The 22,674-nt window shown below is 41.1% G+C and carries 37 protein-coding genes; 30 read left to right on the top strand and 7 right to left on the bottom strand.

All coding sequences use genetic code 11. The features are described from left to right. Window positions 1-37 precede the first annotated feature (37 nt). The 9 genes from KUH03_RS14305 (at window position 38) to KUH03_RS14265 (ending at window position 6,597) form a co-directional block, all read left to right on the top strand. On the top strand, window positions 38-199 hold the full coding sequence (locus tag KUH03_RS14305; protein ID WP_257094304.1) for a hypothetical protein: 162 nt from the start codon (window positions 38-40) through the stop codon (window positions 197-199). Between the two features lie 58 nt (window positions 200-257). Next, window positions 258-878, top strand: coding sequence for a TonB-dependent receptor plug domain-containing protein (locus KUH03_RS14300; RefSeq protein WP_257094302.1), 621 nt, complete (start codon window positions 258-260; stop codon window positions 876-878). After that, window positions 854-2,839 carry a SusC/RagA family TonB-linked outer membrane protein gene (locus KUH03_RS14295; protein ID WP_257094300.1) on the top strand — a complete coding sequence of 662 codons (1,986 nt, stop codon included), beginning with the start codon at window positions 854-856 and terminating at the stop codon, window positions 2,837-2,839. Before KUH03_RS14300 ends, KUH03_RS14295 begins: the two co-directional genes overlap by 25 nt. Before the next feature lie 26 nt (window positions 2,840-2,865). Further along, the gene (locus tag KUH03_RS14290; RefSeq protein ID WP_257094299.1) at window positions 2,866-3,120 is read left to right on the top strand and encodes a TonB-dependent receptor; all 255 of its coding nucleotides are present in this window, start codon (window positions 2,866-2,868) and stop codon (window positions 3,118-3,120) included. Window positions 3,121-3,257: 137 nt separating this feature from the next. Continuing rightward, complete coding sequence (locus tag KUH03_RS14285) at window positions 3,258-3,827, top strand: RagB/SusD family nutrient uptake outer membrane protein (protein ID WP_257094297.1); 570 nt, start codon at window positions 3,258-3,260, stop codon at window positions 3,825-3,827. A 2-nt stretch (window positions 3,828-3,829) separates the two neighbouring features. Further along, window positions 3,830-4,324, top strand: coding sequence for a hypothetical protein (locus KUH03_RS14280; protein WP_257094295.1), 495 nt, complete (start codon window positions 3,830-3,832; stop codon window positions 4,322-4,324). 17 nt (window positions 4,325-4,341) lie between these two features. Then, a complete protein-coding gene (locus KUH03_RS14275; RefSeq protein ID WP_257094294.1) occupies window positions 4,342-4,731 on the top strand; it encodes a RagB/SusD family nutrient uptake outer membrane protein in 390 nt (129 codons plus the stop codon). A 16-nt stretch (window positions 4,732-4,747) separates the two neighbouring features. After that, the gene (locus tag KUH03_RS14270) at window positions 4,748-5,017 is read left to right on the top strand and encodes a hypothetical protein (protein ID WP_257094292.1); all 270 of its coding nucleotides are present in this window, start codon (window positions 4,748-4,750) and stop codon (window positions 5,015-5,017) included. Beyond that, window positions 5,017-6,597 (top strand): alkaline phosphatase, encoded by a 1,581-nt coding sequence (locus KUH03_RS14265; RefSeq protein ID WP_257094290.1) that lies wholly within the window; start codon window positions 5,017-5,019, stop codon window positions 6,595-6,597. Before KUH03_RS14270 ends, KUH03_RS14265 begins: the two co-directional genes overlap by 1 nt. A 144-nt stretch (window positions 6,598-6,741) precedes the next feature. Here KUH03_RS14265 and KUH03_RS14260 read toward each other — a convergent pair whose 3' ends face one another. Then, entirely contained in the window at window positions 6,742-7,011 is a 270-nt protein-coding gene (locus tag KUH03_RS14260; RefSeq protein ID WP_257094288.1) for a hypothetical protein, read from the bottom strand. A 64-nt stretch (window positions 7,012-7,075) separates the two neighbouring features. Beyond that, window positions 7,076-8,203: a hypothetical protein gene (locus KUH03_RS14255; RefSeq protein WP_257094286.1), complete on the bottom strand. Its 1,128-nt coding sequence runs from the start codon at window positions 8,201-8,203 to the stop codon at window positions 7,076-7,078. 311 nt (window positions 8,204-8,514) lie between these two features. Between KUH03_RS14255 and KUH03_RS14250 the strand changes: the two genes are divergently transcribed. Further along, complete coding sequence (locus KUH03_RS14250; protein WP_257094285.1) at window positions 8,515-8,658, top strand: DeoR family transcriptional regulator; 144 nt, start codon at window positions 8,515-8,517, stop codon at window positions 8,656-8,658. Window positions 8,659-8,695: 37 nt separating this feature from the next. Here KUH03_RS14250 and KUH03_RS14245 read toward each other — a convergent pair whose 3' ends face one another. The 5 genes from KUH03_RS14245 to KUH03_RS14225 form a co-directional block, all read right to left on the bottom strand. Further along, window positions 8,696-9,127: a DKNYY domain-containing protein gene (locus tag KUH03_RS14245; protein ID WP_373564723.1), complete on the bottom strand. Its 432-nt coding sequence runs from the start codon at window positions 9,125-9,127 to the stop codon at window positions 8,696-8,698. Next, the gene (locus tag KUH03_RS48625; protein ID WP_373564722.1) at window positions 9,067-9,789 is read right to left on the bottom strand and encodes a DKNYY domain-containing protein; all 723 of its coding nucleotides are present in this window, start codon (window positions 9,787-9,789) and stop codon (window positions 9,067-9,069) included. The genes KUH03_RS14245 and KUH03_RS48625 overlap by 61 nt, the downstream gene beginning before the upstream one ends. A gap of 45 nt (window positions 9,790-9,834) precedes the next feature. Beyond that, entirely contained in the window at window positions 9,835-10,044 is a 210-nt protein-coding gene (locus KUH03_RS14235; protein WP_257094282.1) for a hypothetical protein, read from the bottom strand. 70 nt (window positions 10,045-10,114) lie between these two features. Next, window positions 10,115-10,276 (bottom strand): hypothetical protein, encoded by a 162-nt coding sequence (locus KUH03_RS14230; RefSeq protein ID WP_257094280.1) that lies wholly within the window; start codon window positions 10,274-10,276, stop codon window positions 10,115-10,117. Between the two features lie 32 nt (window positions 10,277-10,308). Continuing rightward, window positions 10,309-10,683, bottom strand: a complete 375-nt coding sequence (locus tag KUH03_RS14225; protein ID WP_257094279.1) for a S41 family peptidase — start codon at window positions 10,681-10,683, stop codon at window positions 10,309-10,311. A 1,040-nt stretch (window positions 10,684-11,723) separates the two neighbouring features. Between KUH03_RS14225 and KUH03_RS14220 the strand changes: the two genes are divergently transcribed. From KUH03_RS14220 to KUH03_RS14125, 20 genes are all read left to right on the top strand, one after another. Then, window positions 11,724-11,924 (top strand): hypothetical protein, encoded by a 201-nt coding sequence (locus KUH03_RS14220; RefSeq protein ID WP_257094277.1) that lies wholly within the window; start codon window positions 11,724-11,726, stop codon window positions 11,922-11,924. 129 nt (window positions 11,925-12,053) lie between these two features. Further along, a complete protein-coding gene (locus KUH03_RS14215) occupies window positions 12,054-12,911 on the top strand; it encodes a hypothetical protein (protein ID WP_257094275.1) in 858 nt (285 codons plus the stop codon). 179 nt (window positions 12,912-13,090) lie between these two features. After that, complete coding sequence (locus KUH03_RS14210) at window positions 13,091-13,456, top strand: hypothetical protein (protein WP_257094273.1); 366 nt, start codon at window positions 13,091-13,093, stop codon at window positions 13,454-13,456. Window positions 13,457-13,640: 184 nt separating this feature from the next. After that, window positions 13,641-13,889 carry a hypothetical protein gene (locus tag KUH03_RS14205; RefSeq protein ID WP_257094270.1) on the top strand — a complete coding sequence of 83 codons (249 nt, stop codon included), beginning with the start codon at window positions 13,641-13,643 and terminating at the stop codon, window positions 13,887-13,889. Beyond that, a complete protein-coding gene (locus KUH03_RS14200) occupies window positions 13,877-14,050 on the top strand; it encodes a hypothetical protein (protein WP_257094268.1) in 174 nt (57 codons plus the stop codon). The genes KUH03_RS14205 and KUH03_RS14200 overlap by 13 nt, the downstream gene beginning before the upstream one ends. Window positions 14,051-14,277: 227 nt before the next feature. Continuing rightward, a complete protein-coding gene (locus KUH03_RS14195; RefSeq protein ID WP_257094266.1) occupies window positions 14,278-14,490 on the top strand; it encodes a hypothetical protein in 213 nt (70 codons plus the stop codon). A gap of 41 nt (window positions 14,491-14,531) precedes the next feature. After that, the gene (locus tag KUH03_RS14190) at window positions 14,532-15,299 is read left to right on the top strand and encodes a hypothetical protein (protein ID WP_257094264.1); all 768 of its coding nucleotides are present in this window, start codon (window positions 14,532-14,534) and stop codon (window positions 15,297-15,299) included. Window position 15,300: 1 nt separating this feature from the next. Next, complete coding sequence (locus tag KUH03_RS14185) at window positions 15,301-16,005, top strand: hypothetical protein (protein WP_257094262.1); 705 nt, start codon at window positions 15,301-15,303, stop codon at window positions 16,003-16,005. Between the two features lie 34 nt (window positions 16,006-16,039). After that, window positions 16,040-16,357 carry a hypothetical protein gene (locus tag KUH03_RS14180; protein ID WP_257094260.1) on the top strand — a complete coding sequence of 106 codons (318 nt, stop codon included), beginning with the start codon at window positions 16,040-16,042 and terminating at the stop codon, window positions 16,355-16,357. 138 nt (window positions 16,358-16,495) lie between these two features. Next, on the top strand, window positions 16,496-17,662 hold the full coding sequence (locus tag KUH03_RS14175) for a TonB-dependent receptor plug domain-containing protein (protein ID WP_257094258.1): 1,167 nt from the start codon (window positions 16,496-16,498) through the stop codon (window positions 17,660-17,662). Then, on the top strand, window positions 17,634-17,957 hold the full coding sequence (locus KUH03_RS14170; protein ID WP_257094257.1) for a hypothetical protein: 324 nt from the start codon (window positions 17,634-17,636) through the stop codon (window positions 17,955-17,957). The genes KUH03_RS14175 and KUH03_RS14170 overlap by 29 nt, the downstream gene beginning before the upstream one ends. 68 nt (window positions 17,958-18,025) lie before the next feature. Beyond that, a complete protein-coding gene (locus tag KUH03_RS14165) occupies window positions 18,026-18,331 on the top strand; it encodes a hypothetical protein (protein ID WP_257094254.1) in 306 nt (101 codons plus the stop codon). Then, entirely contained in the window at window positions 18,328-18,648 is a 321-nt protein-coding gene (locus KUH03_RS14160; RefSeq protein ID WP_257094252.1) for a TonB-dependent receptor, read from the top strand. The genes KUH03_RS14165 and KUH03_RS14160 overlap by 4 nt, the downstream gene beginning before the upstream one ends. Next, window positions 18,635-19,006: a TonB-dependent receptor gene (locus KUH03_RS14155; protein WP_257094250.1), complete on the top strand. Its 372-nt coding sequence runs from the start codon at window positions 18,635-18,637 to the stop codon at window positions 19,004-19,006. Before KUH03_RS14160 ends, KUH03_RS14155 begins: the two co-directional genes overlap by 14 nt. Then, a complete protein-coding gene (locus KUH03_RS14150) occupies window positions 18,982-19,518 on the top strand; it encodes a hypothetical protein (RefSeq protein ID WP_257094248.1) in 537 nt (178 codons plus the stop codon). Before KUH03_RS14155 ends, KUH03_RS14150 begins: the two co-directional genes overlap by 25 nt. Before the next feature lie 46 nt (window positions 19,519-19,564). Continuing rightward, the gene (locus tag KUH03_RS14145; protein WP_257094245.1) at window positions 19,565-19,744 is read left to right on the top strand and encodes a hypothetical protein; all 180 of its coding nucleotides are present in this window, start codon (window positions 19,565-19,567) and stop codon (window positions 19,742-19,744) included. A gap of 75 nt (window positions 19,745-19,819) precedes the next feature. Beyond that, the gene (locus tag KUH03_RS14140) at window positions 19,820-20,788 is read left to right on the top strand and encodes a RagB/SusD family nutrient uptake outer membrane protein (RefSeq protein ID WP_257094243.1); all 969 of its coding nucleotides are present in this window, start codon (window positions 19,820-19,822) and stop codon (window positions 20,786-20,788) included. Beyond that, the gene (locus KUH03_RS14135) at window positions 20,779-21,339 is read left to right on the top strand and encodes a RagB/SusD family nutrient uptake outer membrane protein (protein ID WP_257094241.1); all 561 of its coding nucleotides are present in this window, start codon (window positions 20,779-20,781) and stop codon (window positions 21,337-21,339) included. Before KUH03_RS14140 ends, KUH03_RS14135 begins: the two co-directional genes overlap by 10 nt. Window positions 21,340-21,376: 37 nt before the next feature. Next, window positions 21,377-22,111, top strand: a complete 735-nt coding sequence (locus KUH03_RS14130) for a hypothetical protein (RefSeq protein WP_257094239.1) — start codon at window positions 21,377-21,379, stop codon at window positions 22,109-22,111. 90 nt (window positions 22,112-22,201) lie between these two features. Continuing rightward, a complete protein-coding gene (locus KUH03_RS14125) occupies window positions 22,202-22,591 on the top strand; it encodes a YdcF family protein (protein WP_306429741.1) in 390 nt (129 codons plus the stop codon). Window positions 22,592-22,674: the final 83 nt, after the last annotated feature.

Below are 22,674 nucleotides of genomic sequence, written 5' to 3'. Positions count from 1 at the left end.
CCCGTAATTTCTACTTTCGCCACACATTATCAATCATATGAATAAATTTCTAATTCTACCACTGGCGCTTGGGATTGCCTATCAGGGACAAGCATTCCCCGTAAAAAGCCTTTTTCTTCCATCATCGGAAGCAGTGTCTTTCAGGACCAAATTAAAGGGACAGTTGTCGCGAACAATGGCGTGCCTGTTGCAGGAGTAACAGTTAAAAACGTTCAAACAGGAAAAACAACAGTAACGGATGTTAGGGACAATTTCAATTGTCCGCCAAACAAGGCGAAACCCTTCGCTTTAGTTCCGTCGGATACAAGTCACTGGATCAACAGGTGACAGGTAATAGCCTGTCAGTTACCCTGACAGAAGATTCCAGTCAACTGGAGGAAGTAGTGGTGGTTGGTTATGGTACGCAACGAAAGAGTACTGTCTCTGGTGCTGTTGCTACAACAGATTTGAAAGGTACAAATAGCCGTTCAATGGCGGGGATAGGGAAAGTATTGCAGGGAAGGACTCCTGGGGTTACAGTAACAGCTGAAGGCGGAGATCCAACATCTAAACCAAGTATCAATATCCGTGGAATGGGCGGTTTGAATGGTCAGCAACCTGTTTATGTCATTGATGGGGTAATTTTTAATGGGGTACCAGATCTGAATCCAAATGATATTCAGGATATCAGTGTTTTGAAAGATGCATCCGCGGCTGTCTATGGAGCCCGTGCTTCTGGTGGTATTATCTTAGTGACAACAAAGAGTGGAAAAGCAGGGGAATTAAAAATTGATTTTGAGGCGAAATATGGATTGCAAAAAGCACATAACCTCCTGCAATCGTTGAATGCGGCAGACCGCGCCATGATTTCAATTTGGCGGCAGATAATGCGGGTGTAGCACGCGACCCCGCTTTTGATGCAGCAAAATATCCCGATGGGCAGATTACACGTACCGATTGGGTAGACGAGATTTTCCGTACAGCGCGCACACAGGATTATAATCTATCTGCAAGTGCAGGCAATGAAAAGTCTTCTTTTTACACAGGTTTCAACTACCGTAATGCTGAAGGTATATTGATTAATACGTATGGAAAACGCTACAATTTCCGTATAAATTCGCAAACGCAGTTGACACCATGGTTAAAATTGGGCGAAAATATTTCCTATTCCTTTACAAACGGACAGGGGGCAAATACAAGCTCGGGTTATACAGGGGCTGTTTTGTCCGCAATTCATTACCCACGGAATGTATCTGTTTATGATGACGCAGGCAAATTTTCAGGACTTCCAGAAAAGTATGGTCCGGGATCTTATGGAGATGTGATTAATCCGGTGGCCTATTTAAGTCGATTGGACGTGGATAATCCTGTACATAACTTGTTGATCAATCCATATGTAGAACTCAAATTGCTTCCGGGGTTGAAATTTAGATCAAATTTTGCCTACACCAAGCAATTCACCGATTTCAAAGAATTTACAGCACGTATTCCAGAAATTGGAAAACCTAATATGTCCAATTCCCTTACCATAAGAACCGAGCGGTCAACAGATATCTTGGCGGAGCAAACATTGACTTATGAGAAGGATTTTGGCAAACATCATCTTGAGGGCTTGGCCGGATTTATGTATCAACAGACCAAAATGAATTATCAATATGTCATTGGTGAAAACTTTGATGATGAAGCTAAAAACTACCGGTACTTGGTCAATGCAGGTCGTATCCAGCCTGTTGATGATGGTTTGGGAAAAACGGCCTTGTTGTCTTACTTATTGCGTGCAAATTACAATTATGACAACCGTTATATGTTGACGTTGATTGGCCGTCGGGATGGTACTTCCTTGGTCGCTAAAGAGAATCAGTTCCAAAACTATGGGTCGGTTTCTGGAGCCTGGGCGATCCATCGGGAAGCATTTCTCTCGGATTCCGAAGTAATTAATACCCTAAAATTGAGGGCAAGCTATGGTATTTTGGGTGATTTGGCCACATTACCTTCTACAGCAGTTAGTCCTTTACTAAAACGTGTGGACGCTTGGTTTGGAAAAACACCAGCTCTATTACCTGGATATATTCAAGAGGCAATGGGTAATCCGAATTTAACCTGGGCGGAATCCAAACAAACCAATATTGGTTTGGATCTGGGTATTTTGAACAATCGCCTAACCTTAAATGCGGATTATTTTGTTAAGAATACAAGCAATATGATTATGCAAATCACACTTCCAGGTACGACAGGTGTGAAAAATAAATATGTAAATGGTGGTCTTGTAAGAGATAAGGGATTAGAGATCGCCTTGAACTACAGTAGTAAAGCCGATGCGGCATTCCAATATGATGTCAGAGCATCCATCAACAAGATCACGAACAATGTGGAATCTTTGATTGATCAGTATCCAAGTATTCCTTCTCAAGTCGATTATCGCGGAATACTAAAACCTTTACGAACAGAACCTGGACAAGCACTCTATTCATATTATGGTTTGGAGACCGCAGGTCTTTTTAGATCTAATCAAGAAGCTGAGCAATATAAAAACAGTGCCGGAACGAAAATACAACCAAATGCGCAGGCAGGGGATATGAAGTTTGTGGATCAGAATGGCGATGGTATTATAGACGCAAAGGACCGTGTATTTTTAGGAAGTGCTTACCCTGACTTTAACTATGGTGTGACTTTCAATGGTAGCTATAAGAACTTTGACGTCAATATCTTTTTTCAGGGTGTGCAAGGTAATAAGCTGTTCAATGCATTGAAATATACAGGTTTAAATGCAGCATCAGGACAGCCTTATAATATGTTTGAGGAAATAAAAATGCATATTCAGAGTCCAATCCGAATTCGGATATACCACGTGTTTCTGTAAAAGATCTAAATGGTAATTTCTCTAACGTGTCAGACTTCTACATTGAAAATGGTTCGTATCTACGTTTAAAAAATCTGATCGTTGGTTATACGCTACCGCGGGAATTAACACAAAGGTATAAAATACAGAAGCTGCGATTCTTTGCTTCGGCAACCAACCTGTTTACTGTGACGAAATATACGGGAATGGATCCTGAGGTAGGAATGAACAATTATGGTGTGGATGCGGGTCGTTATCCACAATCACGTACATTCTTGTTTGGAGCGGCTGTTACTTTTTAATCTCAAACTTGGATAAAATAGGGAACTGTTTGGGTTTTTATAATCGAATGGTTCAACTTGATTATCCTGTAAAAAAATACTCCAATGAAAAAAATAACTCGAAATATATGTTTTGCCATGCTTTTAGGAGGCATGGGGTGTCTTTTCAATCTTGTACGAATAAATTAGATATCCTGCCGGAAGGAGCACCATCTAAGGCTAGCTATTGGAAAACCAAAGAAGATGCCGTAAAAGGGGCTAATGGACTCTACAATCTTTATGATGATGAAGATTTCTATGGTCGTGGATTTGCCTGGTTTCTAAACGCAAGTGATGATATGGTCACTGGAAGAAATAATGCGCAAGCTGAAAATATTCGCACCTTTAATCGCAATTATATCGGTGGTGGCTATACCGAATCACAATGGCAAATGCGCTATGCGATTATCAAACAGGCCAATGAAATCCTACGTTATGTCCCTTCCATCGCTATGGATGAGAAGCTAAAGAACCGCATTTTGGGCGAAGCAAATTTTAATGCAGGTTATATGTATTTCCAATTGGCGGCGAATTATGCGGACGAACGCGCTGGGGTCCCTATTGTTACCGTTGAAAATATGGACAACGAAAAGGCAACACCAAGAGCGGCTAATGTCGAAGAAAATTATCTTCATATTGAAAAGTTGCTCAAGTCAGCCGCTGATCAATTGCCCTTTTTGATGAGCTAGATGTGGCCGATTATGGTCGTGCACATAAAGTAGCCGCATGGGCAGTTCTTTCCAAAATGTACCTGTATAAGAAAGATTATAAAAACGCTACCCTCTATGCCGATATGGTGATCAATCAGGGCAAACGTGGCTTAGAAAAATCTTTTACGGATGTCTTTAAAGCTGCGAATAACTGGGGGCCAGAGTACATCTGGTCTGTTACAAGTACTCCTGCTGGTACCGATGGCTGGGGATCTATTTTGCCGGGTGTGATGTTGACCAATGGAGCATGGGGATTATACAATGGCTGGGGCTACTATATGCCAACCAAAGAACTTTATGATTCTTATGAAGCAGGTGATGTCCGTAGGGAAGCAACGATCTTGAAGCCGGGGATAAGTTTATGTTCTTTGGTAGCGAGCGGATATTTGCACCGGCAGGTTCGGCGACTTGTGATATGCAGTTCAACAAATATATGGAGCCTTTCTCGCATCCGTCTCCGATCGGTACTCATGTGAGTCCAAATGGAAATCACATGGCTACGGATCTAAATGTACCTTTGATCCGTTTTGCAGAGATCCTGTTAATTAAAGCCGAATCTCAGATTATGCTGAATGGTGCTGGTGCAGGAGATAAAGAATTGAATATGATCCGTAAACGCGCCAACCTTATCGAAAAAACAGGTATGACATTGGCTGATCTGAAACGCGAACGTCGTAATGAGTTGGCGGGCGAATTTTCAGACCGTCATCGTGACTTAGTACGGTGGGGTGATGCCGAGGCAACGTATGCCAAGCCGCTTCATACCTATGCGATGAAGAATGGTTCAGGCATGCCAATAGAGTTCGCCGGTCGTAAGTTCGACCCAAAATTCACCATGTTTGGGCAGTACCTCAACAGGAAGTGGATAATAGTGCAGGTTTGATTAAACAGAATCAAGGATGGTAAAAGTTCCAAAAGTCTCCCGAAATAAATTGGGCGGCTTATTGATAATCGCTGGCTTGTGCGGAGGACCTATCTGGTCTTCCGCACAAACACTCAATGAGAAATTTGAGCAGCTGATGTTCAACCGTGAAAAAGGACAGGTAGGGGCGATCAACTATGCTGGACATAGTCATAATGATTACTGGCAGAGTCAGCCTTTCTACACAGCCTATTACGCGGGTATGCAATCCATTGAAGCAGATATTTTCCTGCGCAATGGTAATTGATGGTTGCGCACGACGCAAAGGAAATCAAAACGGAGAATACGCTCAATGCGCTTTATCTGGATCCTGTCGCTAAGCTATACAGCAAAAATGGCGGAACAGCCTTTGCTGACAAAGCAAAAAAACTACAGTTGCTTATCGACGTCAAAGAAAACTATAAACAGGTATTGCCCGTTCTTGTCAAGGCGCTTGAGCAATATGGTGATCTGTTCAATCCGCTTAAAAATACCAATGCTGTTAAAGTAATCGTGACAGGCGGGAGACCTAAACCAGATGGATTTAAGGATTATCCCAAATGGTTGTTTTTTGATGGCGAAGTCAATTGGAGCTATGATGCAGCGAGCCTAGTACAGACCGGATTGATCAGTGCGGATCTAAAGGATTATACGGATTGGAACGGTAAGGGATTACCCGAAAATATTCCAGCCATCAAAAAGGCGGTTGCCAAAGCTGATTCACTGGGACTCCGTTTTCGTTTTTACGGAACACACGACAGTCCCAATGCCTGGCAACAGCTTATCAATCTCGGCGTGTACTGGATCAATACCGATCATCCCAAGACCTTAGAGTTATTTCTTGATCAGCGTGAACGGTCATCTTTCCAGTCGGCAAAACCACAGGCGATCTATACACCGAGTTTTCAATATGACGGTCAGGACCGTAAGGTGAAGCGGATTCTGCTTTTGATCGGAGATGGAATGGGGCTGGCCGCTGTAAAAGCAGCGACATTGGCCAATGGTGGGGCGCTCAATATGACACAGATCAAAACAGTTGGACTGTCACAGACTGAGGCTTTGAACTCGGATAATACGGACTCCGCTGCCGGAGGTTCCGCCATTGCGGTAGGGCAGAAAGTAAATAATCGTGCTATTGCGGTCGATACCACTGGAAAACCCTTACCTAGTGTTGCAGCGGTACTTGCTGATCAGGGCTGGAAAACCGGCGTGATCAGTATCGGTGATGTGACCGACGCTACTCCCGCAGTCTTCTATGCCCATCAACGGGAACGGAATGAGAGTGAATCCATTCTGGGGCAATTCCAGCATTCCACCATGGATTTTATCCTGGGCGGAAAGCCTGGATGGCTGGAGAAGAAAAATGACTGGAAAGGATATACCGGTGTTTCGATTGTTAAAGATCAGATCAATCAATCCGGTGGTAAGCAGATTGTGTTCCTGTCGGACGAACTTGTAAAGCCCGTAAAAGATGGTCGGCCGGCAATTTTAAAACAGTCTATGCTGGATGGTATAAAGTTTCTGTCCCGCGACAACAAACCATTCTTTCTGATGGCAGAGTCTGCGCAGATTGACTATGCCGGTCATGCGAATGACCTCAAATATTCGGTCATGGAAACATTGGATTTTGACAAAACGATCGAAGAAGCCTTAAAGTTGGCTGATCAGGATCCAGAGATGCTTGTTGTTGTAACTGCAGATCATGAAACTGGCGGACTTACATTGCTCGATTCTGACCGTAAATCAGGACGTGTGATGGTTAATTTTAGCAGCAACGATCATACGAATGCTTTCGTTCCCGTATTTGCTTACGGAGCCCGCTCGTTTTTATTCCGGGGTATACGATAATACAGCTATTTTCCATAAACTACTGGAAGCTGCGAGGTAGAAATTTTAATTTCCTTTACACTTTTCGCCCCGTTCGTGCATCATATCACAACGGGGCATTTTTATCCCTTAAGTAATAGCCCGGTTCTGCTCCTCCACCTGAGATTACTCCTTGTACTCTTTTCCGGTATAGATGTCTATGTAATAGTAATTATCTTTATTTTCCGCGCCTTTTACCCGTACCAGCCCACTTGGGTTGATCGTGTCATAGCTTTTGGTCCCGATCTGCTTTTTTGTTTTATTATTGAACAAGGTAAAAGGGCCGTCTTTTTGCGTCTGCAAGGCAAAGATCTGTTGTTTACCATCCAAGATATCAATATACTGAAAATTTGGCGGTAGATCCCATGTTTTAGTCTCGGCATTCCAGAGGCCCATGGTGGGATCCTGCTCTCCTTTTTGACGTTAATGAGGTATAATGCTTCGGTTTGATAGACGTATTTTATTTTCCCGTTTTCCAATCTTTTTCAAGGGTGTTCTTTGTAAACAACATATGCTTATCCGGCCAGACCAGATAACCTACCTGATCCAAAATAAAGAAATCCTTAACGTTGATATCATCCAATAAGTTGCCATCATTGTCAAGATAGAGCCAGTCATAAGCCCATACCTCGTGGTCATAATTAAATCTTCCCAAAATAAAGTAAGGTGAATTATTGACAGAATATACGAGAGAAACATCTTTCAGGAAAGCCAACTGGGCTGCAGTAGCCTGTTTGATCTGTTTTGGCAACGCTTTCTCATATTGCGGGAAAACATAGATGGCACCTGTGTTGTAGTCTTTTAACAATTTGGGCACTGTTGGTTTGTAGCGATCCTGATTGATGGAATCCAGCTGTAAGAGCTGGCCATTCCAAAGCAAGTCTATTTTATCTACACCAACCAGATTGGAAAAAATAGGCCGCTTATGTTGAATATCGTAGATCTCAAAACGATTTTCAGCAGGAGGAATATATCGGCCATTTTCCAAAATCATATCAATTTTTGGACTAAGCTTTTTTAGATGCTGGTTTTTTAGTTCATAAAGGGCTCCATTTAGGACGAAATGTTTATCATCCAGATCGTATGCCGCCGAACTGTATTCGTTTTCGTCGTAGGGAACATCTTTGTCCAACAGGATCTGGTCGGTTTCAAGCACACGGATTTCTACCTTAACATAGGTCGCTGTTTTCTTTACGCCACCACCCATGATATTCCAGTTCCAATTCCAGAAGGGCAGTTTTTTCTCATGCTCCAGACGTTTCATGAGCAGCGTGACCTGACCTAGTGGTTGTAACCCAAGGTCTGTATCAGAATAATTTTCGATAAACTCGCCCTTTGAATTAATTAAAGCCTGCTGGTTCTTCTCGTTTGAGACGATAGCGTAGCCAGTGTGGGTAAAAGGTTCGGCTCCATAGAATTTTTGTGTCAGCTGCTTCCGGAGCGAACTGTCCACATAGACGAATTGTTTGTCCGGGGTCTGCATCGGAATCCAATGGATAGATTTTAACGATGAATTTATGGTGGACTCTTGTGCACAGGCTGTCATACAAAGAATGGTTATTAAACCTACTAATATTGATTTGATCATCTTTTTTCTTTTTAATTGAAAGCGTTTGCTGCTAAAAGAGCAACGAAAAGTTTCGTATATACTCATTATGCCAATGCAACGCTTTATGACAGGATTCATGTTAAATACAGGGATCCTGAGGCTAAAGTAGTCGAAAATTGCCTTTTGAAAAATAGCCGAATTCAGTGATTATGAAGCGACTTGATTGGTTGCTGGACAGCCATATTAAGCCCGTTTGCCCCTGCATTATTTTTTTGATGAGCCGATTAAATTGGTTAATCGGCTCAAAATTTGCTCATATTTGAGCCGATTAGAGTTTAGGAACGACTCAAATGCACGACCGCAAAAAGTATATGTCCATTGCGAAGACCTCAAAAGCTACTGCAACAAGGGATCTGCAATACCTGCAAGAGCAAGGTATAGTTGAACAAATTGGGCTTGGAAGATCCGTACGTTATGAACTTGTACTTCGTTAAACGACCGGTTTTAAAATAATAGATTCAAGCGATACCCTTATTTCTTCTCTACCGGAATAAGTTCTGCCCCTCCCTCTTTGGGTCGGTACCAGTACTTGTTGCCCAGATCATCTTCAAAATCGTGGTTTACTTTTGCTTTATCTACAGGTCTGAAGCTTCTGACATCGGGCCCTTCAAAGATTTTATTGCCGACGAAAATATGTCTGGCGTCTTTGGCGACAGCGCGTTCAAGGACTTCAAAAGTTTTTGGGTCCGCTTCCGCAAATAGCTGTTGGTTATAATAAATATGATTCTTGTCACCGGACCAAAAAGAGTTTCCACCAATGCCTTCCAATAGTTTAAAACTGGCGGCATCGACATCCATGAATTCAAATTTCTTTCCTTCAATGAGAACCAGTTGATCAATGATTACCGTTTTTCTATCAAGTAATTTGATGTTATTGGTCGAAGGTAAATCCGTTTCGAGCACACCCATACCCTTATAGGGTTGGTAATAAAGTAATTTTTTTCCATCCAAAATGATGTATTCGTCGTTGAGCACATCAATCTTATCCGTTGTGTAATTGAGCGGATTGATACTTTTCTGTGTGACCACATAGAGTCTATTTTTGTCTTTACAAAATTTTCGTTCAAAATTTTAAATGAAGCATAGTCAACCGCTAATTGTTGGAAATTGTAGAAATAATGTGATTTATCTTTCGCTAGGGATGCGATCGTATCGTACAAGGTAATATACGTTTCGGGATCAGCATCCGTAATAGCAATGAGTTGTTGCTCGCTACATTTTCGTGTAGTTGAAGTCGTCGAACCATCGAAAACGAATACATGAGATTGATCAACGGGAATATTTCCTTTCAATCGAAAAGTTTTTGTGTCTACGAATTGTTGTGGACAGCCCATTACATAGATATTGTCTTTATCACGTGCATAGATTCCTCTGATCACAGAAAAGCTATTTACATCTGCATCCGTCTTTCTTGAACCACGTTCAAAACCATTGCCTCCGGGGATAAAATAGATCGCTCCACTTTTTTTATAGTAGTCTTCAGACAAAGGACTGACCTGCTCTTTGCAGGAAAAGAACAAACCTATACATGTGCTGATAATTCCCATTTTAAAAATATGCTTCATAATTACCTTTGAATGATCTACTAGGTTCTGATTATTTAGGTGTGACTATTCTTGAATATAATGAACAGCATAGTCTATCCAGTCGGGGATGGACTCGTCCAAATAGATGTCGGGCTGTACACCGATATTGTCGATAGGATATTGTGGTAAGCGAGCTGATCTGTATGTTGGCAACAGCAATTGATAATTATCGCAGCCGAATTTAAATTCCCGTATGGAACCATAATCCAGGGCACCCATACTGGGCGTACCCATGATCTTTACTTTTTGCTTTGACGACAGCTGAATAAGAAATTTTCACCTGAACTGGCTACATTCCTGTTAGCTAGAATAATAACTTGGGTCGGGCTTTTCTTATGGAGTACGATCGTATCGATAAGTACTTTTTGTCACCATAGAGCACAAATTTTCCGATATTATCTTTGTATTCTTTTAGATCGTCCTCTATCTTTTTCGCTTCTGAAATAGAGTCCGTCCCCGGTTTCATATTTTTAAGAGCATAGTCCCGTAGGCCATTAATCAGGGTATGGGTGGCAAAAATTCAACACTCATAATCCGTATCGGATTGGTCAGGACATAAGGTAAAATGGGCTGGTATACATCATCCGTTCCTCCGCCGTTATTCCTGATGTCAATAATCAAGCCCTTACTATTTTCAATCTGTTCCTTATGTTTGACTATTAAATCCTTTACTGGAGTGATATTTTCATAGGCAAAACTGCCGATCTTAATATAGAAAACCTCGGGATTAATTGCCTTGGCGATCACTTCTTCTTCAGGTTCAGCCGGACTCGCCATAGTTTCGGAGACTTTCTTCCGTGCTACAGTCAATGATCTTAAAACAATGTGCTCATCCTGAAAAAGTTGAGATACTCCTGCAAAAGAGTTACGCATGCTTCATTTTTTGCGTTGAGACTTTTTTATTCAGAATACTCTTTTTGGCTTGGTATAAATCGTTGTGCTGTTTTACTTTTTCTGGAAAGCCTGGATATTCTGTTTCGATTTTACTGATCAATTGTTTGAGTGCCTGTGAACAGTTGCAGCTCGTCTGACCGTATATCGGATAGATCAAAAACGAAATACAACAGAATAAAAGTATTTTTTTAAAGGTCATTTGTCGGTTTATTAAACTTTAGTACTTCTTAATAATAGTAATATTTTACTGTATTTTAAAAATACAACACATCGGCGATGTAAGCGATAGAAGTTTACGATTCGCTTAGCGTTATTTATAATTCGTTTACATCCGATTGTTGGGCGGAAGGACTGATCCTATTTATCAGATTTGTTCTGCGCAATTGGGACTTAAATTTAGTAATAATTTAGAAAACAGTTGCCTGTCCAAGGGGAAGGAATATGAGAGTTGTTAAGGTCGGATTAGGCACCCTTACAGTAGTGTTTAAGTATTGATAAAGTATAGATTAAGTATTGCTATAGTATTTGTACAATATAGATTTTGGATAGCTAGCCAGTGTTATTTCGGTGCTGTAGTTGGCCTGCTGGTCTACTATGATTACCTGTGATAAAGGGTGGTTATCTTTTGTATAACTGAAAGACTATTATTCTTAATAATATTTGTTTTTTATATTATTAATTATTACGTTTGTATGTATAAACTATACTTTTGTATCGTAATGGTGTTTTTGTTTATATAGCACAGATGCCTTACCTGTAGCTTAGTCGGCAAGCAGGTAAGTATTTTTTCGCGGTCAAGTTGAAACTTCGATACAATTGTTTTCATTGCCGGCCTTTTCTTAATAAACCAAGGTGCAAACGTGTATGCATGCTGCCTGTTGATTTTATCTTTAATCATCTTGGTTGTCTTTCTATGTTTTTTACAAAATAACTGTTTATTATTTGCAATAATAGTCTTTAACTGTTTGTTGTACTGATGACTATCCATTGTGGATTTTATAACCCTTAAATCATTTATTATGGAAATTAATAGTCAGTTGATTATTGAACGTTTATCCCTGCGTATGGATCTCGATCGTATTTCTTTCTTCAAATATCAGTTTTTAAATCAGGAACACCATCACTTACTTTTAGCGCTTAAGCCTGTGAGTGGGCTTTCCACCAAGACGCTGAAGCCTATTGTGGAGTTATGTCTGATGGATCAGGAGAATATTACCTGAGATTGTTTTAATTGGGGATTTGAAGAATAAAATAAAGATCGGTAGCATATATTATGCCTATGCTTCGTTGCCTAAGCATATCATTTTTCTTGCTGATGGAAAAAATAATAAGCTGCAGGACATAAAGAATTGCGAAGTGCATTGGAACTCGCTGAGGAATATTATAAGAAAATACTGCCTTTATCAGCCGATTTTCTAAAGGGAGCGGAAGCTTTTGCTGCTGCAGGAAACTACCTTAAGGCGTCATTTATGCTGCATCAGGGGCTGGAAAATCACTTAAAGTTGTTGCAGATTATGGTCGAAGGGAGAGCGAATAATGTACACCGGTTAAATAATAGAATTAGAAATCTAAGCGAGCATTTTGCGACACTGGATGCGCATTTTATAGGCGATAATGAACTGGCAAGAGAGCGCTTTAAATTGTTAGATGGAGCCTTTGATGCAGTAAAGCAAAATAAGGAATTGGAAATTTCGGCTTTTGATGCCTCCTGCCTATATGATCATAGTAGGTTAATGTTGGATGCGATCGATCAATTATTTCACTATTTTATAGGGGCTCTTCGTGCTGAATATGAGCAGATCACGGCCACACAGATCGATATTCCGCAAGCAGAGAAGGAGCCAGCAGTTACCACCGGCCCGGAAACAATCAAAAAGATGGCAACTCCGCCCGCTGACAAGAAGACTGTAACCACAGCACAGCTGGCTGTTTCAAATAATCCTATTTTCCAATCTTTCCCTTGGCCGGAGCGGTATCAATCCGATATACAACAGCTGCTTAATAAAATTTATAGGGACAATCAGCCTGAGCAAATTATGTTGCTTAACTATTATGTGAGCAATGCCAATGGAAACGGATTGTTCGACTATCCGCCAAAAGATATTGGTAGCGCAACACTCTATTTGGTTGTCATTAAAAACGGATTGGATCGACTCATTTTCGTAAAGTTTCTTTTGGTCGGGTTACAGCCGTTATTTCATTTTTAAACACCAGTTTTATTGAAACAAAACTGAACAAGGGGAGCCGCTTCTCGAATACAATCTGGAATGACTCTATCGTCCTCTTCCGTGATCCAAATTATAAACCTTGCTACTTTGTCAAGCCGATAGCTTGGTCTGATACTTTATTGAAAGCTGCAAATTGTTGTGAACGTAATTCAAAACTTATGCAGGATCTGGTACAACTTTTTATTGAAGAACATATTTCGAGCAGGTTATTGGCTGTCTCCTTGCTTAACCAACTGCTATCGATTGGACTGTATAGCTATCTCTATCTGCGCATCGGTCATGCTCCAAACAATGCCAATTTGGAAGAGCTGATCGATTGGACTTGTATCTGTGACAGTAGGTTGAAAGAATTCTTTGTGCCTAAAAATAATATCGATGGTGTACTAAATGCCGAATTAATTCGGCAGACGAAATCAAGGATCTACGAGCTACCTCCCGAACTGGCCCAATTGGACATGAGCATTTTTAGTGCGAAAGCAAGTGATATTGCAATATTTTCCTGGATCTCTGCGAACAGAGTCTGAAATATATGGAAGCGAAATCGGGGCTGATAGTAAATCGAAATTAAAGGAAGATGGATAATGTAACTACCAACCCTGTAATTGGAAAATTTCGAGCTGAATTTTCTATGGATTATGCAGGCACAATTTATCTTTTGATACTGAATCGGATAAGTAGTGGCTATACCCGAGAAGAGCTGGCCTTTTAATGGGGAAAGATGAAAACTATATCAAGGATATGGAGGAATTAAAAATTCCCATTAGAAATCTGGAGGTCATGGCTCATCTCCATTGGGTATTTGATCAAGGAAAATTGGAGATCGATGTATTTGATAGTCGATCCGCTTATCTGTTTGAAATGTCCATCTGGGAGGAAGAAGGTGTCCGCTATTATCAAATGGAATATTTTATCAATGGGGTGGAGACCATCGTTTTTTTCGACTTATGGAAGCAATAAATAAAGATAAATTTCGTGATGCTGAAACAATTGAAATAGATCGCCTTGCTACGGAGTTGCTGCTGATGAGTTTACTGGAAGAGGGGCACTTTAAGAAATATTGTACGGCTCTTCAGCTCTGGCGTTGCGCTAAAAAAATATCGGGGACGGAATTCGGGTAAACATTTTAATGCAAGCACTTAAGACCATGGTAGGAAAGAAAGGGGTAGCACCTCTTCGTAAATCTAAGGCCAGAAGTTTTGGTTACCGCTATATTCAACACAAATAGAAAAATGGAAGATATGCAATCTGTACCTCTAGTGGTACCTCGGAATTTTAAGCTGATCTGCGAACTCTTTGGTATAGCGGTTCCTGCATTTATACAGCTTTTTTGGATCATTACTCTTTTATGGATCAAAATTTTACAGATAAATCAAGCTACAATCTTGTCACCAAGGGTATTCGCTTTATTGATGATAAGTTAAAGCTGGGAACAGATCCTCTTCCTACCAAATTGGACAAAGGGGAAAAGGAGCGTGGTACAAAATTGATACAACGCCAGGTGAAATTGGGCCTAAATAGAAATTACAGTACCACGGAACGTCGGAATAGGGGCGTGTAATCACAGGGCAAATTTATGATATCTTATCAAAAGGAAGGAAAATGAAAGATATCATTTATCTGGATGAAAATACCTGTTTCAAACTGAGCAAGGACTTCTTATTGACCTGCATTCTAAACAATACGCATCCGTCTCATTATATCAATGGGATGATGAAGCTGGTTTCCATACCGGGTTATCTTGCTGTACTTCATTTGGATGAAGGCGAATATAATCCCATTCTTGGATTTGTTATTCGGGTTCATGATGGGTATGGTCATATTGTCGATTTGGAATACCGTAATTCAGCCAGATTCAAAAATTTTATTATGGAGATTCAGGAGTTGAACAAACGGTATTTTTTTATCGTGGGCTTGAGCAGCGGGTTGCGATCTATCAGCGATGGCTGGATGATTTTTTGGAAAATAGAGTGGAGGATAACACATTATAACAAACCAATGAAAACATTAGAAAACATTAATTTAACCACCGAATTTACACAGTTCTGTGACATCTTCAATTTTACACCCGAAGAGGTGGTTCAGGAATTTATCAATAAAATTGATATTGCCCAGTATATGTGTGAATTCCTCGATCCTCACCGATGGGCTAACTTATTTGCTATGGAATATATGATCCAATATACACGGTCTAAGGGTATAATGTTTGAATATGAGGACTTTGCGAAAAGATGGGTGAAAATGATGGAAACTGGTGATGATGATCCTATCGGGAAAACTAAGGAGCTTCTTGATAACTGGCATAAAAAAGTATTGGAGAAGCGAATTCATGAGATTATGAAAAATGATGACAAAGAAGAAAATACGTAGTATGAATACCGAATCTACAATAAAAACTTCCCACGGTGGAATGATGTATTCGCATGATTTCCGACTTTGGTATACCTATCTCAAGCGGCGGATAAAGAAAGAATGGCGGCCCGAAGAGCTTTCGTTCTTACTGGGCAAGCCCAATCATGCTTATCTCGATTTTGAGCGGATGTTTCAAGTCGAAAAGTTTTTAACGCAAGAATCCATTTTATTGGATCGGATATATGCGAGTTCGTGGATCGAAGCAATGGAATTCCATCGAGAAGAATATGAGATTTCTGAGGAGCGTTTGGTGCGTCTTAAAATCGAAGAGGATGAGGTGAAATGGAACTATACTATTGAACTACCCTGGCAGTTTGAGAAGGGAGAGGAACATCCTCCTGCACCAGAATTGCAATTTGAGGAATGGAAAGCCGAGAAAGATCTGCAACTTGAATCGGATGCCATGCTCCATGTTCGGCAAAAACTGGACGTATTATTGGACGGTAATTACTTTGAAAATGGTGCTACAGCACTGCAAATGTTTCGTAAGGTCGAACATACCGGTCTTGTTCATTTACAGATTTTTCCCCGTCACCTTAAAAATGTCTTGTACGGGCTTATCCAACAAAACAAACTCGTTGTCAGAAATATAGAAAATAGCTTTTCTTTTTTCTTAACGGATTTTCAACTGGCTGACCGGAAACACTATTTATTAAATGGCTAGCATTGAGTAAAAAACAATCATTATATTTATCCCAATGAATAAAATGATTCCCGGACATAAGACAGCCATCGTACCAGCCCTTCTAAAAGGAATAGCTGGTGCGATAGCTGTTTTTGCTGTTTTGACAGCGCTCTCTTATCAGAATCAACTGCCTGTAGACGGCAAACTGGTAATCGGATTTCCCTGGAAGTTCTATTCCGAAGGCACGGGCTATAATCCTGAACGTGATGAATACGCCAGTTTCGAAAATTTTGAACCACTTAAACTGATGGGCAATATCCTTGTCGCACTAGCTATATACCTTGTTTTACACCTGTCTCTTCGCCCTCTTTTTGGAAAAAATAAGCGCTAATTTCTGTCGTTATTGTTAGCCTTTTGTTAAGACTATTTTATATGCTAACGCGGTTTAGTTAAAAACTATTAACCTTTTATTGATACTACCTTCATATTGCATTTGTAACCTTGTACCCATAAATCAAATGCACTACTTATGAAAATTAAAGCCAACAATGTCTTTTGGTTGTTATGTGCCATTGCAGCGAGCTCATCGGCTGTCAAAGCTAAACCTCTATCGCTAACCAAACCGCATTTCTTACAGGTACAGCATTCCCTTAGCGGCCGCGTGGTCGATGCGCAGGGCAATGCAGTTTCAGGAGCAACAATTCAAAATTTAAAAAGTAAAAAGTCTGTTCAATCCGATGAAAAAGGAAATTTCCATATCGATGCGGAGGTCGGTGATAGACTCAGTATCTCCTATGTTGGATTTAACAATCTTGTCCAGCCTATAGCGCAATCCAATGGACAGATCTTTGTCTTACAGCCCAATGAAAATACGCTTGAAGAAGTGACGGTTTCCATCGGTTATCAGAAAATACGAAAATCCGATGTTACCGGTGCGATCGCCAGCGTAAAAGCCGAAGAACTAAATCTCAGTGCGCCAAAACTATCACAAGCTTTAGTTGGTAAAGTGGCCGGGGTACAGGTGATGCAAACAAGCGGTGCCCCTTATGATGGAACCAAGATCCGCGTACGTGGTATGGGATCTATCAACGCCGGTTCGGATCCACTCTATGTTATCGATGGCTATCCCGCCGGAAATAATTTAAATATTAATCCCAATGATATCGAATCCATTGATATTCTCAAGGATGCGGCATCCGCTGCCATCTATGGATCGCGTGCAGCTGGTGGCGTTGTGCTGATCACCACCAAACGTGGTAAAGAAGGTAAAAACAATGTCGATTATGAAGTGTTGGGTGGCTTTGGTCAGCTTTCCAAGAAAATAGATGTTTTAAATGCCGAACAGTTTATTGACCTTTTGATTGATGGTCGTAATAATTCGTATAAAGACCTTCTGGCAAAAACCAACATTGCATGGTCGGATGCAAGACGTCTCGATGATAACAAAACACGCGTATTGAATTCTCCCGGCAACGCAGGGTCGATAACTATCCCTGAAGAATATTACGATTTTGCAACGGGTACCGCTAAAAATCAAAATACGATACCGATTGGCAGGATGCCCTTTACCGTAATGCGCCTTTCCAACGCCATAACCTCTCTACTTATGGTGGCAATGAAAAAATCGCTACTTTCTAAGTGGTTCGTATCAAAACCAACAAGGTATCATGTTGGGTACGGATCAAAAAGTATTTAACTTTCGAGCTAATATTGATAGTAAAGTCAGTAAAAGACTCACCGTTGGTGCCAATGTTTCCTTTACATACAATGACAACAACGAAGTGACTACTGGTCGATATGACCGAAGTCCTTCCATGGCAGCGTTAATCTATCTGCCTACATTGCCCGTATATAACGAGGATGGTTCTTATGCACAATACCTGATGGCCGATCTTTCAGCAAATAATTATGGTATTCAGAACCCCGAAAACCCGTTGGCTTATGTGACTCAGATCAAAAACAATCGGCGAGGAAAAAAAAGGGCTGTATAATGCTTTCGCAGATTTTACGATTATCGATGGGCTGAATCTGAAAGTGAATGGTGGATTTTCCACATACGATGAAAAAATACGATTATTTCCGCCCAACAAGTATTTCTAACGGAAATGATCGACCTTATTCTCCACAAGCAATCACAGCTGCCTATGCGGATGCCAAAACCAAAAATGAGGTGGATAAGCTTCTGGAAACGACATTAAATTATAACAAGACTTTTGGTGAGAAACACCAGATTTCTGCTTTGTTAGGTTACTCCGCACAACGGACGGATTTCGATTATCAGGGTGTGAGAGCTAATGGATTTAATAGCAATGCTATTGGTGAAATCACTGATAAAGGTGCTGACCCTCCAATTTTCAGCTCTTGAAAGACGATACCTTCAAACGTATCACAACACTTCAATCGTATTTTAGTCGTGTAAATTATAGTTTCGATTCGAAATATTTCCTTTCAGCTTCCATACGTACAGACGGTTCTTCGCGCTTCGGCCCAAATAATAAATGGGGAACTTTCCCTTCGGTTTCTGGAGGCTGGACAATTTCCAAAGAGGACTTTTATACGGATTGGCTAGGGCAGCAGTCTACACTGAAACTGAGGGCAAGTTGGGGCGTAGCGGTAACAATAATATCAGAGAGTATCGCTCAGTATCTGTATTTAATTCCCCGCTGGTGTGATCTTAGGTGATAAAGTCAGTACAGGATATACTGCTGGTGATCTGTACGATCCTAATTTGAGCTGGGAAACGACTTCTCAATATAATGCCGGGTTGGATCTTGGACTCTTGAAGGGGCGTTTGAATGTAATGGCGAATTTTTATCTGAGCCGCTCATTTAATTTATTGTTTGACCAACCGATTTCTGCGGTATCCGGATCAACGACAATATTGACCAATTTACCAAATTCTAAAGTACAAAACAAAGGCTTTGACTTACAGGTAGATGCGACATTGATCCGTAAAAGTGACTTTGAATTGAGTATCAGTGGAAATATTAATGTCAACCGCAATAAAGTATTGATTTGGGTGGATCGTCAACGATCTTAACCAACGGTGCCGAACGTTCTTATCTGACCCATATCACACAGGAAGGAAGCCCAATCGGTATGTTCTATGGCTTTAAAGTTCTTGGCGTGGCAACAGAGGAAAATTACAAGACAGTAGCGCCATCGGCAGCTTCATCTACGCCTTTGCAACCAGGTGATCTTTATTTTGAGGACGTCGATGGAAACGGTATTGTCAATGATGCCGACAAGCGGGTGATCGGTAATCCGCATCCGAATTTTACCTATGGTTTTGCGCTGAGTACACGCTACAAAGAATTTGATTTACGTGCATCATTCAATGGATCACAAGGCAATAAAGTATTGGATGGTTATGATTACTATCTCTATAACATGGAGGGATCAGGCAATCAGTATGCCGATGTCGCACAACGCTACCGATCAGCACAAAACCCAGGTAATGGTAAGGTGTACCGTGCTTCCAGGGTGGCACGCAAAGTAACAGTACGCGTCTGTCAGATTTCTACCTGCAGGATGGTTCGTTTTTACGTATGACCAATATTGCCCTGGGCTATAATATGCCAAAAACATCGCTGAAAAATTGAGTTTATCCGGAATACGGGTGTATGCAACAGTGGACAACCCTTTTACGATCTCCAAATACAAAGGTTATAACCCCGAACCAGATTATAACCAACGGGGAAATCTGACTCCGGGCGTCGATTATGGACTGTACCCATTGGTCAGATCCTATAATCTTGGTGTAAAAGTAACTTTCTAATATACATATTCATAGCGCCCTTATGATTTTTCAATCACGAAATCTCGAATGGAAGCACTATTAAAAAATACTTCAATGAAAAAAAGATATTTATTACCGCTTGTGTTGTTTGCACTTTCTTCGTGCAGTAAAGACTTTTTAAACCAAAAAGATCCGAACGCGATTCAGATTCAAGACTATTTTAAGTCGGAGAATGACGTGCTTTTAGCTGTCAACGGCTTATATCAAACTTTGCGCTCGGGGAGTACAATCGGCGAGGGCAGTACACTATACAACGAAGAACGGTCCGATAATACCGGACGTAATGATAATCAGTCCAACGCAGGAGAGCCCTTTCAGTTCAATGACTTTTCATTGCTGCCGAGCAATACCTATTTAAAAACACATTGGGCGGCAATGTTTGCGGGCATTAGTCGTTGCAATGTAATCCTTACACATATTGATGAAGTCTCTTTCTCTAGCGAAGGGCTGAAACAAAGGTATATGGCCGAAACAAAATTTGTACGTGCATTACTGCTTTTCCATATGGTACGTAAATTCGGCGATATTCCCATGTCAACCGTTCAGGTAACCAGCAAAGAACAGGCAAATGAACTTGCGTTTCGTCAAAAAGAATCGGTCATTTATCAACAGATCATTCGGGATCTTACCGACGCCCTCTCAAGTGATTTGCCGAACACACAGATGGAATATGCCGTGGGTCGGACATCGAAAGCTGCGGTGAATGCTATTTTAGGACAGGTGTATTTGACTTTGGGTGCTACTCAGGCTTCAGGAAGTGCTGAAAACTTCGCAAAAGCTGAGCAGTACCTTAGCGCATCTTATGGCATGCGGACTTTCGGTCAATTGAAAGAAATACCATATGCCCAAGTGTTTGATGTCGGGATGAAAATGCAATGTAAAGAATTGGTTTTTCAAATTCAGTACCTACAGGGGATCAGAACTACAGTTCGAGTATTGCACGGAATTATCAGGCAAAAGGTGAATTTATTAATTCGCAAAACAAAGCAACCGGGGTTGGCGAGGTTGTTAAATTGGACCTGATCAAAGACTATGAAGAAGGTGATTTAAGAAAGGATTTCTCAGTCAAATTTGCAAAAGACCCACAGGTAAATGATTGGTTTGTGACTAAATTTAGAGATAATAGCGTGAAAGCAAGCAGTGCTGGCTGGGGCGGAAATGACTGGATCTTGATCCGCTATGCCGATGTGATGCTATTGTTGGCCGAAACAAAATATCATCTGGGTAAAGAAGCTGAAGCTATTGCGCTATTGGATCAGGTGCGCGAACGGGCAGGCTTGCCTTCTTATGCAGCCTCAATGTTAAACAATGACTATCGTACAAAATACCCAACATTAAAGTTAGCGATCTTGCACGAGCGTCGAGTGGAACTGGCTTTCGAAAATCAACGTTGGTTTGACTTAATCCGGAACTATAATCCACAGGAATTGGTGACGTACTTTAAAACTAAAAACCAGGCAGATTATGGGAATGCTAAAATCTCCAATATAACTACAAAGGATCGGTACTATCCAATTCCTTTTGATGAATATAAATTGGATCCACAGCGTATGTATCAAAATCCTGGCTATTAATAGAATCGGATATGAGCGGTATCATTAAAAGATCATTTTGTTGACTTTGGGAATATGCGTAATGCACATTTCCAAACGCCAACCCCAATCCAATCTTCCCGGTCCGCAGGATTGGGTCATCCGCAAGAATTATTACGCGACTTATCTGTTGCTAAAGGATCCTGCCTTAACACAGCAGCTTTGTGCATCCCAAGCTGTTTCAACAATGTTGAAACAGCGATTTGACCGGTTCAAGGGTAGTGATCATTGCGCGGATCTCGGCTGTTTTCTGGAAGCTTTTAAATGGAAATATTCTGAGATCGAACTCATGGCTGAACAAATTTCAAGTCAGATCAAGGGCAACAGGAAATTGGCAGAACTGGTTGAATCAACGTTGATGCCATCAAAGACCTATGGTATACCAAGGGATGAGACCGCAAAAGTGTATCTTAAGAAAGCGCTGTTACAGGACTTTGGCGCCATGAACTATGTTGTTGATGTCTATGGTGGCGGCAAGAGGCCCAACTATCCCAGGATTGATTCAATTTCTTTTGATGTAAATCGTAAGGCTTATTTTCAGCTTTTAGATGATGTACGTCAGGATGTGCTAAAAGATATTCCGACTGGTAAGGAGGCGCTTTTTATGACAATGATGACAGCGGTAAGGCTGCTTGAGATCAATGAGCGTTGGGACGCTGCACAATTGGAGCCACTGATAGCACTGGAAAATAAAAAGGCGTTTGAACAAGTGAAAAAACAAATTTTTCAGTCTACCCTTACAGCCTGTTGTTGACCCTGGGGCGGGCCCTGAAATCTATGGACAGCCGATCAGTCCTGGCGGTATGTTGCGAGCACGCATGGCTGCCCGTAGTTATTTTGAAAAATTGGCCCCTTTATTGTACTTTCCGGTGGAAAGGTACACCCTTATAAAACGGCGTATATCGAGGCAATCGAGATGAAAAAGTACTTGATCAATGTCATGGGAGTCCCTGAACAGGCGATCTTGATCGATCCGCATGCCCGCCATACAACAACAAATCTGCGCAATACTGCCCGTATACTATTGAACTATGGATTTCCTAAAGATAAATTTGCCATTGTCAACAGCAGTAAGGCACATATCGATGCGGTAGAAAAAATGGCCGACCGCTGTATTCGCGAATTGGGTTATGTACCCTATAGCCTTGGAAAACGAATTTCCGATGTTATCATCGAATTTCAGGCGAAAGATGAAGCATTCACAATCGATCCGGACGAACCGCTGGATCCCTAACGGTTCGCCTCAGAACTCCGATTGAACAATATGAAACAAATCCGACATGTCCTTGTCAACAATGTTGGTATTATATGGAAGAA

Source organism: Sphingobacterium sp. E70 (genome assembly GCF_019285695.1).
Classification (GTDB): domain Bacteria; phylum Bacteroidota; class Bacteroidia; order Sphingobacteriales; family Sphingobacteriaceae; genus Sphingobacterium; species Sphingobacterium detergens.
Note: the sequence above shows the minus strand (reverse complement) of the source record. Positions and strands in the feature narration are given on the sequence as shown.

What these genes read in the sequence shown, in the direction of transcription:
- KUH03_RS14305 (WP_257094304.1), top strand. Translation starts at nt 38, where the DNA reads ATGAATAAATTTCTAATTCTACCACTGGCGCTTGGGATTGCCTATCAG.
- KUH03_RS14275 (WP_257094294.1), top strand. Translation starts at nt 4,342, where the DNA reads ATGGCTACGGATCTAAATGTACCTTTGATCCGTTTTGCAGAGATCCTG.
- KUH03_RS14270 (WP_257094292.1), top strand. Translation starts at nt 4,748, where the DNA reads ATGGTAAAAGTTCCAAAAGTCTCCCGAAATAAATTGGGCGGCTTATTG.
- KUH03_RS14265 (WP_257094290.1), top strand. Translation starts at nt 5,017, where the DNA reads ATGGTTGCGCACGACGCAAAGGAAATCAAAACGGAGAATACGCTCAAT.
- KUH03_RS14260 (WP_257094288.1), bottom strand. Translation starts at nt 7,011, where the DNA reads ATGGGCCTCTGGAATGCCGAGACTAAAACATGGGATCTACCGCCAAAT.
- KUH03_RS14255 (WP_257094286.1), bottom strand. Translation starts at nt 8,203, where the DNA reads ATGATCAAATCAATATTAGTAGGTTTAATAACCATTCTTTGTATGACA.
- KUH03_RS14250 (WP_257094285.1), top strand. Translation starts at nt 8,515, where the DNA reads ATGCACGACCGCAAAAAGTATATGTCCATTGCGAAGACCTCAAAAGCT.
- KUH03_RS48625 (WP_373564722.1), bottom strand. Translation starts at nt 9,789, where the DNA reads ATGAAGCATATTTTTAAAATGGGAATTATCAGCACATGTATAGGTTTG.
- KUH03_RS14235 (WP_257094282.1), bottom strand. Translation starts at nt 10,044, where the DNA reads ATGGGTACGCCCAGTATGGGTGCCCTGGATTATGGTTCCATACGGGAA.
- KUH03_RS14230 (WP_257094280.1), bottom strand. Translation starts at nt 10,276, where the DNA reads ATGAAACCGGGGACGGACTCTATTTCAGAAGCGAAAAAGATAGAGGAC.
- KUH03_RS14225 (WP_257094279.1), bottom strand. Translation starts at nt 10,683, where the DNA reads ATGCGTAACTCTTTTGCAGGAGTATCTCAACTTTTTCAGGATGAGCAC.
- KUH03_RS14220 (WP_257094277.1), top strand. Translation starts at nt 11,724, where the DNA reads ATGGAAATTAATAGTCAGTTGATTATTGAACGTTTATCCCTGCGTATG.
- KUH03_RS14210 (WP_257094273.1), top strand. Translation starts at nt 13,091, where the DNA reads ATGCAGGATCTGGTACAACTTTTTATTGAAGAACATATTTCGAGCAGG.
- KUH03_RS14205 (WP_257094270.1), top strand. Translation starts at nt 13,641, where the DNA reads ATGGGGAAAGATGAAAACTATATCAAGGATATGGAGGAATTAAAAATT.
- KUH03_RS14200 (WP_257094268.1), top strand. Translation starts at nt 13,877, where the DNA reads ATGGAAGCAATAAATAAAGATAAATTTCGTGATGCTGAAACAATTGAA.
- KUH03_RS14195 (WP_257094266.1), top strand. Translation starts at nt 14,278, where the DNA reads ATGGATCAAAATTTTACAGATAAATCAAGCTACAATCTTGTCACCAAG.
- KUH03_RS14190 (WP_257094264.1), top strand. Translation starts at nt 14,532, where the DNA reads ATGAAAGATATCATTTATCTGGATGAAAATACCTGTTTCAAACTGAGC.
- KUH03_RS14185 (WP_257094262.1), top strand. Translation starts at nt 15,301, where the DNA reads ATGAATACCGAATCTACAATAAAAACTTCCCACGGTGGAATGATGTAT.
- KUH03_RS14180 (WP_257094260.1), top strand. Translation starts at nt 16,040, where the DNA reads ATGAATAAAATGATTCCCGGACATAAGACAGCCATCGTACCAGCCCTT.
- KUH03_RS14175 (WP_257094258.1), top strand. Translation starts at nt 16,496, where the DNA reads ATGAAAATTAAAGCCAACAATGTCTTTTGGTTGTTATGTGCCATTGCA.
- KUH03_RS14170 (WP_257094257.1), top strand. Translation starts at nt 17,634, where the DNA reads ATGTTGGGTACGGATCAAAAAGTATTTAACTTTCGAGCTAATATTGAT.
- KUH03_RS14165 (WP_257094254.1), top strand. Translation starts at nt 18,026, where the DNA reads ATGAAAAAATACGATTATTTCCGCCCAACAAGTATTTCTAACGGAAAT.
- KUH03_RS14140 (WP_257094243.1), top strand. Translation starts at nt 19,820, where the DNA reads ATGAAAAAAAGATATTTATTACCGCTTGTGTTGTTTGCACTTTCTTCG.